The 13,310-nt window shown below is 66.2% G+C and carries 12 protein-coding genes; 8 read left to right on the top strand and 4 right to left on the bottom strand.

What is annotated here, in order from left to right; all coding sequences use genetic code 11:
* The 7 genes from Amac_RS17810 (at window position 1) to Amac_RS17780 (ending at window position 6,500) form a co-directional block, all read left to right on the top strand.
* Complete coding sequence (locus Amac_RS17810; RefSeq protein ID WP_155355501.1) at window positions 1-1,314, top strand: ABC transporter substrate-binding protein; 1,314 nt, start codon at window positions 1-3, stop codon at window positions 1,312-1,314.
* 45 nt (window positions 1,315-1,359) lie between these two features.
* Window positions 1,360-2,619, top strand: a complete 1,260-nt coding sequence (locus Amac_RS17805) for an ABC transporter permease subunit (protein WP_155355525.1) — start codon at window positions 1,360-1,362, stop codon at window positions 2,617-2,619.
* Window positions 2,616-3,479 (top strand): carbohydrate ABC transporter permease, encoded by an 864-nt coding sequence (locus Amac_RS17800; protein WP_155355500.1) that lies wholly within the window; start codon window positions 2,616-2,618, stop codon window positions 3,477-3,479. The genes Amac_RS17805 and Amac_RS17800 overlap by 4 nt, the downstream gene beginning before the upstream one ends.
* A 72-nt stretch (window positions 3,480-3,551) precedes the next feature.
* A complete protein-coding gene (locus Amac_RS17795) occupies window positions 3,552-4,229 on the top strand; it encodes a uracil-DNA glycosylase (protein ID WP_155355499.1) in 678 nt (225 codons plus the stop codon).
* A 10-nt stretch (window positions 4,230-4,239) separates the two neighbouring features.
* Window positions 4,240-4,581, top strand: coding sequence for a hypothetical protein (locus tag Amac_RS17790; RefSeq protein WP_155355498.1), 342 nt, complete (start codon window positions 4,240-4,242; stop codon window positions 4,579-4,581).
* A 549-nt stretch (window positions 4,582-5,130) separates the two neighbouring features.
* Window positions 5,131-5,379 (top strand): TIR domain-containing protein, encoded by a 249-nt coding sequence (locus Amac_RS17785; protein WP_155355497.1) that lies wholly within the window; start codon window positions 5,131-5,133, stop codon window positions 5,377-5,379.
* Window positions 5,380-5,417: 38 nt separating this feature from the next.
* Window positions 5,418-6,500 carry a toll/interleukin-1 receptor domain-containing protein gene (locus Amac_RS17780; protein WP_155355496.1) on the top strand — a complete coding sequence of 361 codons (1,083 nt, stop codon included), beginning with the start codon at window positions 5,418-5,420 and terminating at the stop codon, window positions 6,498-6,500.
* Window positions 6,501-7,034: 534 nt separating this feature from the next.
* On the opposite strand, the gene Amac_RS17775 is transcribed toward Amac_RS17780, so the two are convergent.
* Together Amac_RS17775 and Amac_RS17770 are read right to left on the bottom strand one after the other, a co-directional pair.
* The gene (locus tag Amac_RS17775) at window positions 7,035-7,766 is read right to left on the bottom strand and encodes a GntR family transcriptional regulator (protein ID WP_155355495.1); all 732 of its coding nucleotides are present in this window, start codon (window positions 7,764-7,766) and stop codon (window positions 7,035-7,037) included.
* Window positions 7,763-8,197, bottom strand: a complete 435-nt coding sequence (locus tag Amac_RS17770) for an ATP-binding protein (protein ID WP_155355494.1) — start codon at window positions 8,195-8,197, stop codon at window positions 7,763-7,765. The genes Amac_RS17775 and Amac_RS17770 overlap by 4 nt, the downstream gene beginning before the upstream one ends.
* 177 nt (window positions 8,198-8,374) lie before the next feature.
* On the opposite strand from Amac_RS17770, the gene Amac_RS17765 reads away from it, so the two are divergent.
* Entirely contained in the window at window positions 8,375-9,631 is a 1,257-nt protein-coding gene (locus tag Amac_RS17765; RefSeq protein ID WP_155355493.1) for an NsdA family TPR-like regulatory protein, read from the top strand.
* Window positions 9,632-9,965: 334 nt separating this feature from the next.
* Here the strand turns inward: Amac_RS17765 and Amac_RS17760 are convergent, their stop codons facing one another.
* Window positions 9,966-10,421, bottom strand: a complete 456-nt coding sequence (locus tag Amac_RS17760) for a hypothetical protein (protein WP_155355492.1) — start codon at window positions 10,419-10,421, stop codon at window positions 9,966-9,968.
* A partial coding sequence (locus Amac_RS17755; protein WP_174900182.1) for an amidase domain-containing protein occupies window positions 10,408-13,310 on the bottom strand: 2,903 nt, incomplete at its 5' end. The genes Amac_RS17760 and Amac_RS17755, both read right to left, overlap by 14 nt.

Raw genomic sequence — 13,310 nt, 5'->3', positions numbered from 1 at the left:
ATGCGCAAACCCGCCATACTGCTGATCGCCGCGCTGGCCGTCACCGCATGTGGAGGTGGGGGCGAAGCCACGTCCCCGTCCGCCCCGGCCGGGTCCGCTCCGGCGGCCAAGCCCCTGGCCGGCGTCAAGGTCGAGATCGCCGCCAAGTGGACCGGCGACGAGCAGGCCAACTTCGAGAAGGTGATCACCGCCTTCGAGGCCAAGACCGGCGCCGACGTCATCTACGCCTCCACCGGTGAGGACACCGGCGCCTACCTCGGCCCGCGCATCGAGGGCGGCACCCCGCCGGACGTGGCGGTCCTGCCGCAGCCAGGCCTGGTCCAGCAGTACGCCGACCAGAACGCGCTCAAGCCGCTGAGCGCGAACGTGCAGAAGCAGATCGACGACAACTACACGCCGTACTGGAAGGAGCTGGGCTCGGCCAACGGCCAGGTCTACGGCGTGCTGGTGAAGGCCGCGCACAAGTCGATGATCTGGTACCGCACCGCCGCGTTCGAGGACGCGGGCGCGGCCGAGGCCACCACCTGGGACGACCTGATCGGCAAGACCGCCCAGACGCTGGCCGACGCGGGCACCCCGCCGTTCTCGCTCTGCGGCGCCTCCGGCTGGACGCTCACCGACCTGTTCGAGAACGTCTACCTGTCCAGCGCGGGCCCGGAGAACTACGACAAGCTGGCCAAGCACGAGATCCCGTGGACCGACCCCTCGGTCACCACCGCGCTGACCAAGATGGCGCAGATCTTCGGCAAGCCCGACTTCGTGCTCGGCGGCGCGTCCGGCGCGCTGCAGACCGACTTCCCGACCTGCGTGACCCAGGTGTACGGCGAGAAGAAGGCGGCCATGGTGATCGAGGCCGACTTCGTCGCCTCCTCGGCCACCCAGTCCGGCGCCGTGATCGGCGAGGACGCCAAGATCATGCCGTTCCCGACGGTGGGCGACACCGCGCCGGTGGTGCTCGGCGGCGACGTCGCGGTGGCGCTGAAGGACACCCCGGGCGCGATGGCGCTGCTGGAGTTCATGGCCTCCAAGGAGGGCGGCGAGATCTGGGCGAAGACGCCCGGCTACCTGTCGCCGAACCGGAACGTCTCCCCGGACAACTACCCCAGCGAGCTGACCAAGCAGCTGGCCCAGACGATCATCTCGGCCGGCGAATCGGTCCGGTATGACATGTCCGACCTGGCCCCCAGCGCCTTCGGCGGCACCGACGGCAAGGGCGAGTGGAAGCACCTGCAGGACTTCCTCCGCGACCCGGCCGACATCAAGGGCACCCAGGAGAAGCTCGAAGCCGACGCAGCCAAGTCCTACAAGGAGTAGGCCGTGGCCACCCCCCAACTCCGGCGCCTGGGGCCGTCTCCGGCGATGGCGTGGGTCTTCCTGGCCCCGGCGTTGCTCCTGCTGGCCGCGTGGATGGTCTACCCGATCGTGTACTCGATCTTCCGGAGCTTCCACGACGCGAGCGGCAACACCTTCGTCGGCCTGGAGAACTACGGTGCGATCTTCAGTGATTCGGCCACGCTCACCACGATCCGCAACAACATCATCTGGGTGGTGGTCGCGCCGCTGATGGTGACCGTGCTCGGGCTGATCTTCGCGGTGCTGACCGAGCGCATCCGCTGGGCGACCGCCTTCAAGCTCGTGCTGTTCATGCCGATGGCCGTCTCGCTGCTGGCCGCCGGCGTCATCTTCCGCCTGGTGTACGAGCAGGACCCGGACAAGGGCGTCGCCAACGCGATCATCACGACCGTGCAGGGCGTCTTCTCCGGCGACCAGGGTTATCCCGGGGCGCGCCCCCGGGAGAACGACGCGGCTCCCGCGGTGCTGCGGGGCGGCGCGGTGGTGACCAAGCAGCAGGCCCAGCCCGGAACCCCGGTGCTGATCCCGCTGGTCGGGCTGAGCCCCGACGCGGTCGCCGGTTTCGCCGCCGCGCGACCCCCCGCCGCAGGCCCCGGCCTGAGCGGGACGATCTGGATCGATACCGTCCGCGGGGGCGGCGGCACGGTCAATCAGATCGACACTCAGGAGCGGGGCCTGGCGGGGGTGACCGTTGAGGCGGTCGAAGGCGACACGGTCCGGGCCACCACCCAGACCGAGGCCGACGGCAGCTTCCGCTTCGACGAGCTGACCTCCGGCTCGTACGGGCTGCGCCTGCCCGAGTCCAATTTCACCGCCGCGTTCGGCGGGCTGACCTGGCTGGGCCCGACGCTGATCACTCCGGCGATCATCGGCGCGTACATCTGGGTCTGGGCCGGATTCGCGATGGTGCTGATCGCCGCCGGGCTCTCGGCCATCCCCAGGGACGCGCTGGAGGCGGCCAGGATCGACGGCGCCACCGAGTGGCAGGTGTTCCGCAAGATCACCGTGCCGCTGCTCTCGCCGGTCCTGCTGGTGGTCTTCGTCACGATGATCATCAACGTGCTGAAGGTCTTCGACCTGGTGTTCATCATCGCGCCCGGCTCGGTGCAACCCCAGGCCAACGTGGTCGCGCTGGAAATGTGGCGGGTCTCCTTCGGCGGCGGCGGCAACCAGGGCCTGGGCAGCGCGCTGGCGATCTTCCTCCTGCTGCTGGTGCTGCCGTTCATGGCCTTCAACATCCGCCGGTTCCGGAGGGACGAACGATGAACGACGCGACCTTCCAGCGTGGACCGGCCCGGCTGATCGACCGGCTCGGCGGCGGCGTGCTCCAGGTGGTCCTGATCCTGGTGGCCATCTTCTGGCTGGTGCCCACCCTCGGCCTGCTGGTGGTCTCGCTGCGGGCCGAGACGGACAACAACTCCTCCGGCTGGTGGACGCTGTTCACCAAACCGGCGCAGCTGACCCTGGAGAACTACGGCAACCTGCTGGCCTCCGGGTTCAGCTCGTCGTTCTGGAACACCGTGCTGATCACGGTCCCGGCCACGCTGCTGGTCATCGGGATCGCGGCCACGGCGGCGTACGCGTTCGCCTGGATCGAGTTCCCCGGCAGGGACGCGCTGTTCCTGGTGGTCATCGCGCTGCTGGTGGTGCCGGTGCAGATCGCGCTCATCCCGATCGCGAAGCTGTACGGCGCGCTGGGGATCTTCGGCTCGATCGCCGGCGTGGTGCTGTTCCACGTGGCGTTCGGCCTGCCGTTCGCCATCTTCCTGCTGCGCAACTTCTTCGCGGGCATCCCGCGGGAGCTGCTGGAGGCCTCCCGGATGGACGGGGCGCCGGAATGGCGGATCTTCGCGACCGTGGTCTTCCCGCTGGCCAAGCCCGCGATCGCGTCGCTCGGCATCTTCCAGTTCCTGTGGGTCTGGAACGACCTGCTGGTGGCGCTGGTGTACGCCGACACGGAAAACCAGCCGATGACCAAGGCCCTGCAATCGCAGATGCGGCAGTTCGGGACGAACGTCGACATCCTCGCGCCGGGCGCGTTCCTCTCGCTGATCATCCCATTGGTGCTGTTCTTCGCCTTCCAGCGGTACTTCGTCCAGGGTCTGCTGGCGGGATCGGTGAAGTAGGCCGGAAATGTACGGCATCGCGCGGCGGATTCGTCCGCGCGATGTCGTACCCGGTCGGTAGGCTCCGCGACCATGACAGCACGTCCCTTACCCGAGATCATGGAAGCCGGTTGGGCCAAGGCCCTTGAGCCCGTCGCCGGGCGGATAGCCGCGATGGGAGACTTCCTGCGGCAGGAGATCAGCGAAGGCCGGCAGTACCTTCCGGCCGGGCCGAACGTGCTCCGCGCGTTCCAGCAGCCGCTGGCCGACGTGCGGGTGCTGATCGTCGGGCAGGATCCGTACCCGACGCCCGGCCACCCGATCGGCCTCAGCTTCTCGGTCGCGGCCGACGTCCGGCCGCTGCCGGGCAGCCTGCGCAACATCTTCACCGAGTACACGGCCGACCTCGGCCTGCCCGCGCCGTCCAACGGCGACCTCACCCCGTGGACCGAGCAGGGCGTGCTGCTGCTCAACCGGGTGCTCACGGTGATGCCCGGCAAGCCCGCCTCGCACCGGGGCAAGGGCTGGGAGGAGGTCACCGAGCAGGCCATCCACGCGCTGGTCGAGCGCGGCGGCCCGCTGGTGGCCATCCTGTGGGGCCGGGACGCCCGCAACCTGCGGCCGATGCTGGGCCAGGTGCCCTGCATCGAGTCCGCGCACCCGAGCCCGCTGTCGGCCCGCAGCGGCTTCTTCGGGTCGCGCCCGTTCAGCCGCGCCAACACCTTGCTGGCCGAGCAGGGCGGATCCCCGGTCGAGTGGAAGCTCCCCTAGGATCACCACCATGAGCGATGCAACGGACACCGGACGCTATTTGCGGTTGACGGTCGATCTTGTCGTAGAGGTCACCGACGTGGCCGCCCTCCAGGCCGCCGCGCTGAAGGAGATCCGTCACCCCGAAGCCGATCTGGACGCCGCTGAGCGCCAGGAACAGATAGAGCTCGTCAACGGCGACGAGACCGGAGCGGCGGCCCTGCAGTGGCTGATCGAGCCGGATCACGTGCTCAGCCTCGTCGACCACATTGACGAGGTGGAGCCCAGGGAGGCGATGCTCGGCGTCGAACCCTCCGACGGCACGCTCGAAGACGAGGACGACGACGACCCCCACGACCACGACCACGACTAGAGCACACGCGCCAAGGGCGGCCCTCTCCGGAGGGTCGCCCTTCGTGTCATGCCATGTGGTCAGCCGTAGGCCCTTGCTCGATGGCCGCGGCGCCGACCATGATGGGTTGCCCATCTCGGACGGTTGCTTGGGCCATGTCGACCACGTCGGCGACATAGTTCGCCCAGCAGGACACCGTCTGGCGGGTGCACCGCACCGGCAACGAGCGGCGCTCGATGCTGCCCGAGTACCACCCCAGTGTCCATAGAGCCGTTTGCTGGCCAAGACGGCGGGGGTGACCTGCCGGGAGACACGTGCGATCTTGGCCATCGCGCCCACCCCCACGGCAGCCCGGCTCTCATCCGGCAATGCCCGTGCGACTTTCGGAACGCTACGCACGTACGGTGACAAAGTTGAAGCATGTTCTATTAGGGACAAAATTGGAGCGGTACAAGACCTGGCGGTGTACGGTGTCCTCCGGCGTCAAGGCCTCAAGCATGCTCACGCCTTCGTATCAACCCTCGGCCTTCATGAGCTGGCAGATACTGCCAAGATCCCGGAAGGCTGCTAATGGCATACCGCAACAAGACCTATATCGCGTTTGATAGTCGTGACATCAACTACTACCGCATGATGCAGGCATGGCGCAGCAACGAGCATATAGAGTTCGACTTCTTCAACGCTCATGATCTAAACACCGCTCGCGACACCAGCCAGCCAGAGACCATTCGGCTTAGACTCTGCGAGCGACTGGCTAACACCAAGCAAGTAGTGGCCCTCGTCAGCGATACCAGCCGAACGAAGGGCAACCGCGTGTGATCGCAATATGATGACCGTTGAGACTGGAGGTTAGGGGTATGATTCCGCACTCGTCCGCAATTTTCGATTTCGATGTGGCCTTATCCTACGCGGGAGAAGACCGTGCGTACGTCCAGCAGATTGCCGATCGGCTACAAGAACGCAATGTTCGCATCTTCTATGATGAGTACGCTCAAGCCGATTTGTGGGGTAGTGATCTCTACGTACTCCTTGATGAGGTCTATAGGAAGCGCGCACGGTTCGTCATGGCCTTCGTGTCCCGACACTACGTCAGCAAGCCGTGGACACAACATGAGCGCCAAAGTGCGCAGGCCCGAGCCCTGACCGAGGCAGGAGCCTATTTCTTGCCCGTACGGCTGGATGATAGCGAGCTGCCGGGGCTGCGCCCGACGATGGCCTATGTCGATGCTCGGCACACGTCCATCGAGCGCCTGATTGACCTGATTGAGCAGAAACTGTCGACAGCACCGGGTGTCACCGATCCTCAGCCAGTTGTCCTACGCGTACCTCGCACGCCCGACCAGCAGCGTGAGCTGTTGGCTCACCGCCCAGTAGCCTGGGAGTACCTCCTCTACGCTGGCGTCCTCTGGCAGCACCGAGAGGCCCTTGAGTCCAAGTGGCGGGATCACGAACTGCAATACGCCCGCCGGACACGTCAGCACCTTGCTGACGTGGCGGCTGCGAAGTTCCTCGGAGACGTCATGAATGACATGGCGGCGACAAGCCGAGCTGTGACGAAGGTGCTTGACCGCAGGGCTCAAGAGTTGGCTTTCGGCCTGCCGGGAGAACCTGGAGATCCGGCCCGCATCGAGCATCTCGGGGCTCGCCTCATCGGGGTCTATGAGGAGGTTCTGGATCTTGCCGCGACCATGCGCGGCACGGGCGTATCCGATCGGATGGTGCCGGTGTTGGAAGCCGCTGCGCAGCTGGCCGATCAACCACTCCGAGAGATCCGACTATTCATTGATCAACTCGTGGAGGAGTGTGATCGTCTCCCGGAACGGCTGGCCAGCGACGAAGCAGTGACCCTCACGCTCACACTCGAACTGACCATCGACGATCAGGCTTTGAAGACCTACGAGCAGGAAATGCGACGGGCGGAGCGCAATCTGGGGAAGTGATGATCCGTGTCATTCGAAGCCGGTGCTTGGTTGGCTTCTTCGTTGGGCACGACCGGCGCGTACTGCCGCAGCTCATCGTCCCTCAACATTGACACCCTGAAGGACGCCTTCTCCTGATCCATCATGAAGACCCGCAGCGCGTTCGGGCACCGCCAGGGCATCTGCGCAATGTGATCAAGGACTGCCTTCAGGTCGGCATGGTTGAACGCACCGGCCCACACATCGCACTCGGGGTACTTCCACCCACCCATGCCGTGTCCTCGGCAGCGATTTCGCAGAGAAAGCCGCAGCCTCGCCCCGGCCTATCCCGCAGTGGAGCTTCCGTACGCAGCCACTCCCTCAACGCCTCCATGTTCGGACGGTCATCCGGATGAATCGACACCATCACGTTGGTGACCCAGCTCATCAGCCTATTGTCCGCCACAGAGGACTCCTCAGGGTCGACAGCCCGGCCCATCAGATGTCTCAGCCCGGCCCACCGGATGCCGTGGCTGGCCACCGTAACTGGCAGCGGCGGCCCCGTCCACGGCCGGGTTAGTCGGGTGGAGGATTGCGTGGTGGCCGGGGCGGTGTGATGCGGTTCTCTTTTTGGAGAAGCCATTCGGGTACGGGCTTTCTTTCCAGGGAGGTGCCTCGGGGCGGCCAGTTACCGACGTGGTTGGCCATGGTGCCCTTGCGCTGGACCTGGTAGGCCCAGCCGGTGGAGCGAAGCCGGTGCAGCACGCTCCAGGCGACCCACTGGGTGATGCCGAACTCCTTCATCAGCTGGGGCACGCTGGCCACCCGCTTACGGGGTCGGATCTGTCCGCTGCGGATCCGCTGGACCAGAATGGTCGCCACTTCGACGGTCTGCTCCTCCACCGAGCGAGGCGCAATCTGCGGCGGCGGGTCGGGGACGCCGACGACGAAGCCGTACCCCGGCATCCGGCGGATGATCTTCCGGTCGCGGAGCTCGCGCTGGACTCGCGCGGCCGTCGAGAGCGTGATGCGGTAGTTGCGCATCAACGTCTTGAGGGTGGGGAATGGCGTTCCCTCGGCGAGCTTGCCGCTGGCGATCTGCCCGGCCAGCTTCTCGACGATCGCCTTGCGCCGTTCGATGATCTTGGTTCTGGTTCCGGCAGAGCCACCCACGGCGCGAGTGGTCAGGGATGGGGCCGCGGTGTTGTCGGAGATCTCGGATCCGGCGGCATGCGGGAGCGGGGGGAGAGGCGGTTGCTGGCTGGTTGTGGTCGCTGCGGGCGAGTGGGGGATCTGCTGGGTGGTCATGGCGCCACCTCGAAATCGAACCAGACGACCCGGTTCGGCGGCTCCTCGTGCCAGCCCCAGGCACGGGTCAGGTGTTCCACGATCGCCAGGCCATGCCCCCCGCTCCGTTCGATGTCGTCCTGCGGCTGGAGTTGGGGGGCGCCGGAGGATGAGCCCTGATCGACGACCAGTACATGAAGCACATAGGCGTGCTCGGTGATCACCAGCCTGATCCGCCCGTCCGGGCGGCGGCCGGATTCCGAGTGCTGCAGCGCGTTGGTGACAATCTCCGAGATCACCAGCAGCAACTCATTGAGGCGGGTATTGCTCATTTCGCGGCAGATGTGCTGGACGTAATTCCGCGCCTGCGGAACCGCAATCGAAGCGCCGGGTAGGTCGGTGGCGCTGAGTAAGGTGGTGGGTGATCTCCTAACGGCATTAGCTTTTGCCATGGGTCAGGATCTCGCTTTCTGATCAAGGACCCGTCCAGTGTTCACCCACTGTGATGGGCCGGTCTTCTTGTGGTCACCTTCCATTCAGTCAATGAAGGCCACGTGCGGGCAGGTGCGGATGGGGGACACTGAGGGGGAGCCTCTCGTGTCCGGTAAGCCGCGACGAAAGGGCGCACCATGATTGCCGAGGACGATTCCACGGCGCAGAACGCTCCTGCGTGGGCCCTACGGCTGCGAGCTCAACGTCGGCAGCGGGATTGGTCGCAGCGCGACATGGTCAGAGTTCTGGTTCAGGCTGCAAGCGATAACCTGCGGCAGCGCTTGCCAGAACGTGAAACCATCCTCCGGCGCATCAAGTCCTATGAAGCCGGACAGCACCAGCCCAAAGACCCCTACAGGCTGCTGTACTGCCGCGCCTTCCAGATGAGCGAGGCCGAACTGTTCTCCGAGGAAGCCGACGAGCCCGGTATAAGCGCAGCCGGTGATCACGACGATGAGATCGCCATGATGGAACTCGCCCGCCGGGCGATGGCCAGCGATGTGGGCGAGGCGACGCTAGTCCACCTGGAGCAGGCCGTCGATGATCTCGCGATGGCCTATTCACGCACGCCACCACAAGAACTGGCGGCCAGGACGCGCCGCTACCTCGGCTATGTCGCCCGGCTGATCGACGCGAAGAAGACGCTGACCGAACATCGTCGCCTGCTCATTGTCGGCGGCTGGCTGTCACTGCTCGCTTCCACCTGCAACATCGACATGCGCCGCTTCCCCGTCGCCGAAGCCCAGCTCGACACTGCCGCCCACCTCAGTCGACAGGCCGACTGCCCGGAGATTCAAGCCTGGTGCCTAGAAACACGAGCATGGAAATCGCTCACCGACAAAGATTTCCGGCGTGCTCTCGAACTCTCCCAAGGCGCGGGGGAGATCGCTCCACGCGGCGGCTCGGCTTACATCCAAGCCACCGCACAGCAAGCACGAGCATGGGCACGTCTGGGAGTCGGAACAGAAACGCGCCGCGCCCTCAGCCGCGTGGAGCACATGGCTTCCGGACTGCCAATTCCGGATCAGGCGGAGCATCACTACCGCTATGACCCGGCCAAAAGCGACGCCTACACGGCCACCACCCTGGCTTGGGTGGGAGATACCGCCGCCGAGCCCTACGCGCGATCAGTACTAACCCGGCTTGAGCATCCCCAAGACGGCCCCGCTCGGCCACGCCGAGCCTTGGCCGCACGCTTGGATCTAGCCCTTGCGCTGCTGGCCACCGATCAACTGGATGAGGCTGCCGCAGCCACAACGACAGCGATGACCAGCGGCGTCATGGTGCCCTCCCACCACTGGCGGGTAAGCGAGATCATCACGTCCGTCGAGGCCCGGAACGCCCCTGAGGCTACTGAACTCCGCGAGATCTTTCAGGGGCTAATTGCCAGCTAATAGGCTTCGATTCCCCAAAGGCAACTCCACTCCGACAAGACCGTTCCCAAGTAGAGCGTCCTGCATCGTCGTGGTTTTGCAATTATGGTTACAGTTCGTCCGTGTCCGGCGGTGTCCACCTGTGACCATGATGGACGCTGAACTGCGTAAACGGACAGTAGTGGACAGCCGCAGAAGCGTGCTAACAGACGATCTTGACACTCGTAATTCGTAGGTCTGGGGTTCGATTTCCCAAGGTGACTGCACAGGATTGGACCCCTGACCAGGGATTTCCGGGTCAGGGGTTCTTGCTCGGCCGTGACCCCTTCAAGGGGTCACGGCCATCGGCCTCTGATCAGCCGCTACCGAACCCGGTCACGAGCCACCGGTCCTTCACGTACCGCACCCCGAAGCTCTGAGCGAAGTTCCCATCGGGGTACGACCCGTTTTCGACCTCGCACAGCTCCATGGTCACACTCATCCTCCGGCACTTCTCCCCTTCGGGGCAGAGGTCCGATTCGTGCGACTCGCCGATGCTGATGTCACTCGCCGAAATCCAGTTCTTGAACGGATTGATCGGATTGTTGAACTCGTTGTCGAGGTCCGTTTCCGGCACCACGACGGCACGCAGGGTCTCCTGGTCCTTGCCGAGTAGCGCGTCGATGTAGGCACGCACCACTTCCTCCGGCTTGGCCGTGGCCGGCGGCACCGGCACCTCCCGCTTGACGACCTGCCCGCACCAGCAGCCGGCCAGAACCGGGATCAGGGCGAGCACCAGCAGTACCCGGCGAACGCCACTACCAGTTGACACGGCCGAACACCAACCCGCTGAAGTCGTCGTAGTCGAACCGCTCCCCGAGATTCATGAAGGGACCGGAACCCGTGCCACGGTCTCCGCCGTGCTGCGCGAAGTACACCTGCTTGATGTTGATCGGAGGCCCGCCTTTCACGTTGGTGACGATCCCCACATGGGTGTACTCGCCGTTGTCTTTGTTCAGGAAGTAGACCGTGTCGCCAATCTTGACATTGGAAAGCCGAGAATCTGTTGGCGTCCACGTGGCGGAGACGGTGCCCCGGGTTTGAAGGGGATCCCCGAAGCGCTGCTGCAGGAAGTGCTCGTAATTCTTGTGTGCCGCGGTGAACGTGAAGGAGTCATCTCCCCAGCCGCGTTCCCACCAGGAGAGCCCGATTCGCTTGTCGAGCCAGCTCCACCAGTCGGTGCTGTGGATCTGGCGGAATTTGCCGCCCCGCGCCAGCGCCTTGGACACGAAGTTGGCGCAGTCGCTGCGGTACTCCCAGCCCTTGTTGTTGGCCGGGCCGACGCTCAGCACGGCCCAGAGGGAGGCCAGCTCCCGCCGGTTGAACGGCGACGCGGCCAGGGTCCGGGCGAAGGCCGGGGGATCCGCGGTGCTGTCGTCCACCGGAGGCAGCTCGGTGACGGGATTCGGCGCCACGCCACCGGGCCAGGCGTTGACCTGGGACGAGTCGTTCGCCGCCTGGGCGTCCACGGCGGACGCGCTCTTCTCACCGCTGAGCTTGAGCCGGCCGTTGCCGTTCGCGTCGGCGGCGAAGACGAAGTCCTGTGTGGTGGTCCACTCGTTCTCGACCGGATCGTCCTGGCCGTCGTAGACGGTGGTCCCGGTCACGGCCGAGCGCACCACGACGGTGTTGTCGTCCAGCTTCGACACCAGGGTGTCGGCGAGCTGCACGCCGTCGGTCGCACGGTCCTCGACTCCTGTGGTGGTCAGGTCCTGCTGTCGCGCGTACAGCATGGGCTCGATTCTGGACGCTTCGGTGGCGTCCTCGATGGCCTCCCCGGTGTTCTCGGTGCGTCCGTCGAGCAGGCTCTGCTTGGCCTCGGCGTACTCGTCGACCGCGTCCTGGTAGGCGGTGGGGCCGCCGGGTACGGCCTGCGGGGCGGCGTCCCCCGACACCTTCCACGGGCCGACGCCGAACGGCGTGCGGGTGCGGACCTGGAAGCGGTAGGTGGTGCCGTTGGCGAGTCCGCCGACGATGACGGTGGCCTCGGTGACGGTCAGGGACTGGACGACCGTGTTGCCGGCGTCCAGCACCTCCAGGTCGAAGTTCTGGATCTCGGTGTCCGCGCCGAGGTCGTCCGGGCGCGCCCACCGCAGCAGCGCTCCGCCGTCACCCTGCCGCACGTCGATCCTGGGGATGATCCCGGGCGGCCCGGCCGGACGGTAGGTGACGCGTAGTGAGGTGGGGCGGGCCGCCCCGCTCCCGCCGAGCTCGACCGGCGGCACGGTGTCGTTGGAGAGCACCACCACGCCGGGGTCGATGAAGGTCTCCTCCGGCACCTCGTGCCGCCAGCCGTAGGCGTTCGCGGTGACGTCGATCTCCGGGGTGCCGACCTGCACCTGCTGCTGGGACAACTGCACCAGATCCGCGACCAGCGCCGACCCGGTCGGGTTCTCCTCCAGTTCGCTCTTCTTGATGTGGGCCGCGATCACCTGGCTGTTGGGGCAGGACCCGTCGCAGGTCGCGCCGCCGAGGTCCAGCACCGCGGAGGTGATCATGGCTCCCGGTGGGAGGGAGCTCATGTCGGCCTTGATCAGGGACACCTTGCGGGCCGACCCCGCGCCGCCCACCTGGGCGGTGGACGAGGCCAGCGGGCAGGGCGCACCTGCGCAGGCGGTGGCCGAGGCCGGGGCCGAGCGGATGGTCAGCGCGCTACCGGACAGGGTGACCTGCTGGGTCGGCGGTGACTCCGGTTCGGGGACCGGCGCGCCGAAGGGCACGGGCGCGGTCATCGGCGTGCAGATCTCCGCCAGACAGGCGTCCATCCGCCAGTAGTAGGAGCCGTCCTCGACGATCAACCCGTCCGGCACCCGGGCGGTCAGCCGTTCACCGCCGGAGACCGCGCCCTCCGCCAGCGGTACGGGGCCGAGCGGGGTGCCGTTCGCCGCGTACAGGTAGAAACGGCCCTTGACCGGGCCGCCCGATGGGCGGGAGACGATGCCGGACAGGGTCGGGTTGAGAGGTTCCTCCGTGCCGGTGGCCAGGTCGGACGGGAGGTGGGGTGCGTCCGAGGTGATCCGGTAGTACGGGGTTTCGCTGCAGATGCGTGGTGTGACCCCGGTCAGGCAGGCCTTGATCTTGAACTTGAAGCTGTCCGGGCTGCCGAGCTGGAACTCGCTCCTGATCACCTGTCCGGAGAGGGCGCTGGAGATCGGCGGGAACAGCTGTGCCGAGGTGCGCCCGAACACGACGTTGGACGCGGGGCCCTGCTGCCCGATCGAGTCGATGGGGACGACCCGGTAGTAGTACAGACCCTGTGGCATCCCGCTGTTGACGTACGTCGTGGCGGTGGTTGTGGTGAGCACCACCAGCTGGCTGAACTCGGCCGTCGTGGACCGCTGGACCTGGTACCTGACCGTGCCCATATCGTCGGTGGCCGGTCCCCAGCTGAGCTCGACCGCCTCGGGGCCCGCGACCGAGTTGAGTGCGCCGGGCGCGGACGGGGGCGCGTCGTTGACCATCAGCGGACCGGCTGCCAGTGACTGGATCTCCGTCTGCGTCAGGGACTTCTGGAAAACCGCCACGTCGTCGATTGATCCGTTGATGTGGGTGCCGATCGTGGTGGGACCGGTGGCGTTCCAGCTGGCGGGGACGCCGGTGGTGGTGCCGAGGAGGCTTCCGTTGAGGTAGACCGATAGTCGTCCGGCGGTGGCGTCGTAGA

The organism is Acrocarpospora macrocephala (assembly GCF_009687865.1).
Classification (GTDB): Bacteria; Actinomycetota; Actinomycetes; order Streptosporangiales; family Streptosporangiaceae; genus Acrocarpospora; species Acrocarpospora macrocephala.
The sequence above is the reverse complement of the archived record's forward strand: the minus strand, read 5'-3'. Positions and strand labels throughout refer to the sequence as shown.

What these genes read in the sequence shown, in the direction of transcription:
- Amac_RS17765 (WP_155355493.1), top strand. Translation starts at nt 8,375, where the DNA reads ATGATTGCCGAGGACGATTCCACGGCGCAGAACGCTCCTGCGTGGGCC.
- Amac_RS17795 (WP_155355499.1), top strand. Translation starts at nt 3,552, where the DNA reads ATGACAGCACGTCCCTTACCCGAGATCATGGAAGCCGGTTGGGCCAAG.
- Amac_RS17805 (WP_155355525.1), top strand. Translation starts at nt 1,360, where the DNA reads ATGGCGTGGGTCTTCCTGGCCCCGGCGTTGCTCCTGCTGGCCGCGTGG.
- Amac_RS17775 (WP_155355495.1), bottom strand. Translation starts at nt 7,766, where the DNA reads ATGACCACCCAGCAGATCCCCCACTCGCCCGCAGCGACCACAACCAGC.
- Amac_RS17785 (WP_155355497.1), top strand. Translation starts at nt 5,131, where the DNA reads ATGGCATACCGCAACAAGACCTATATCGCGTTTGATAGTCGTGACATC.
- Amac_RS17780 (WP_155355496.1), top strand. Translation starts at nt 5,418, where the DNA reads ATGATTCCGCACTCGTCCGCAATTTTCGATTTCGATGTGGCCTTATCC.
- Amac_RS17810 (WP_155355501.1), top strand. Translation starts at nt 1, where the DNA reads ATGCGCAAACCCGCCATACTGCTGATCGCCGCGCTGGCCGTCACCGCA.
- Amac_RS17800 (WP_155355500.1), top strand. Translation starts at nt 2,616, where the DNA reads ATGAACGACGCGACCTTCCAGCGTGGACCGGCCCGGCTGATCGACCGG.
- Amac_RS17770 (WP_155355494.1), bottom strand. Translation starts at nt 8,197, where the DNA reads ATGGCAAAAGCTAATGCCGTTAGGAGATCACCCACCACCTTACTCAGC.
- Amac_RS17790 (WP_155355498.1), top strand. Translation starts at nt 4,240, where the DNA reads ATGAGCGATGCAACGGACACCGGACGCTATTTGCGGTTGACGGTCGAT.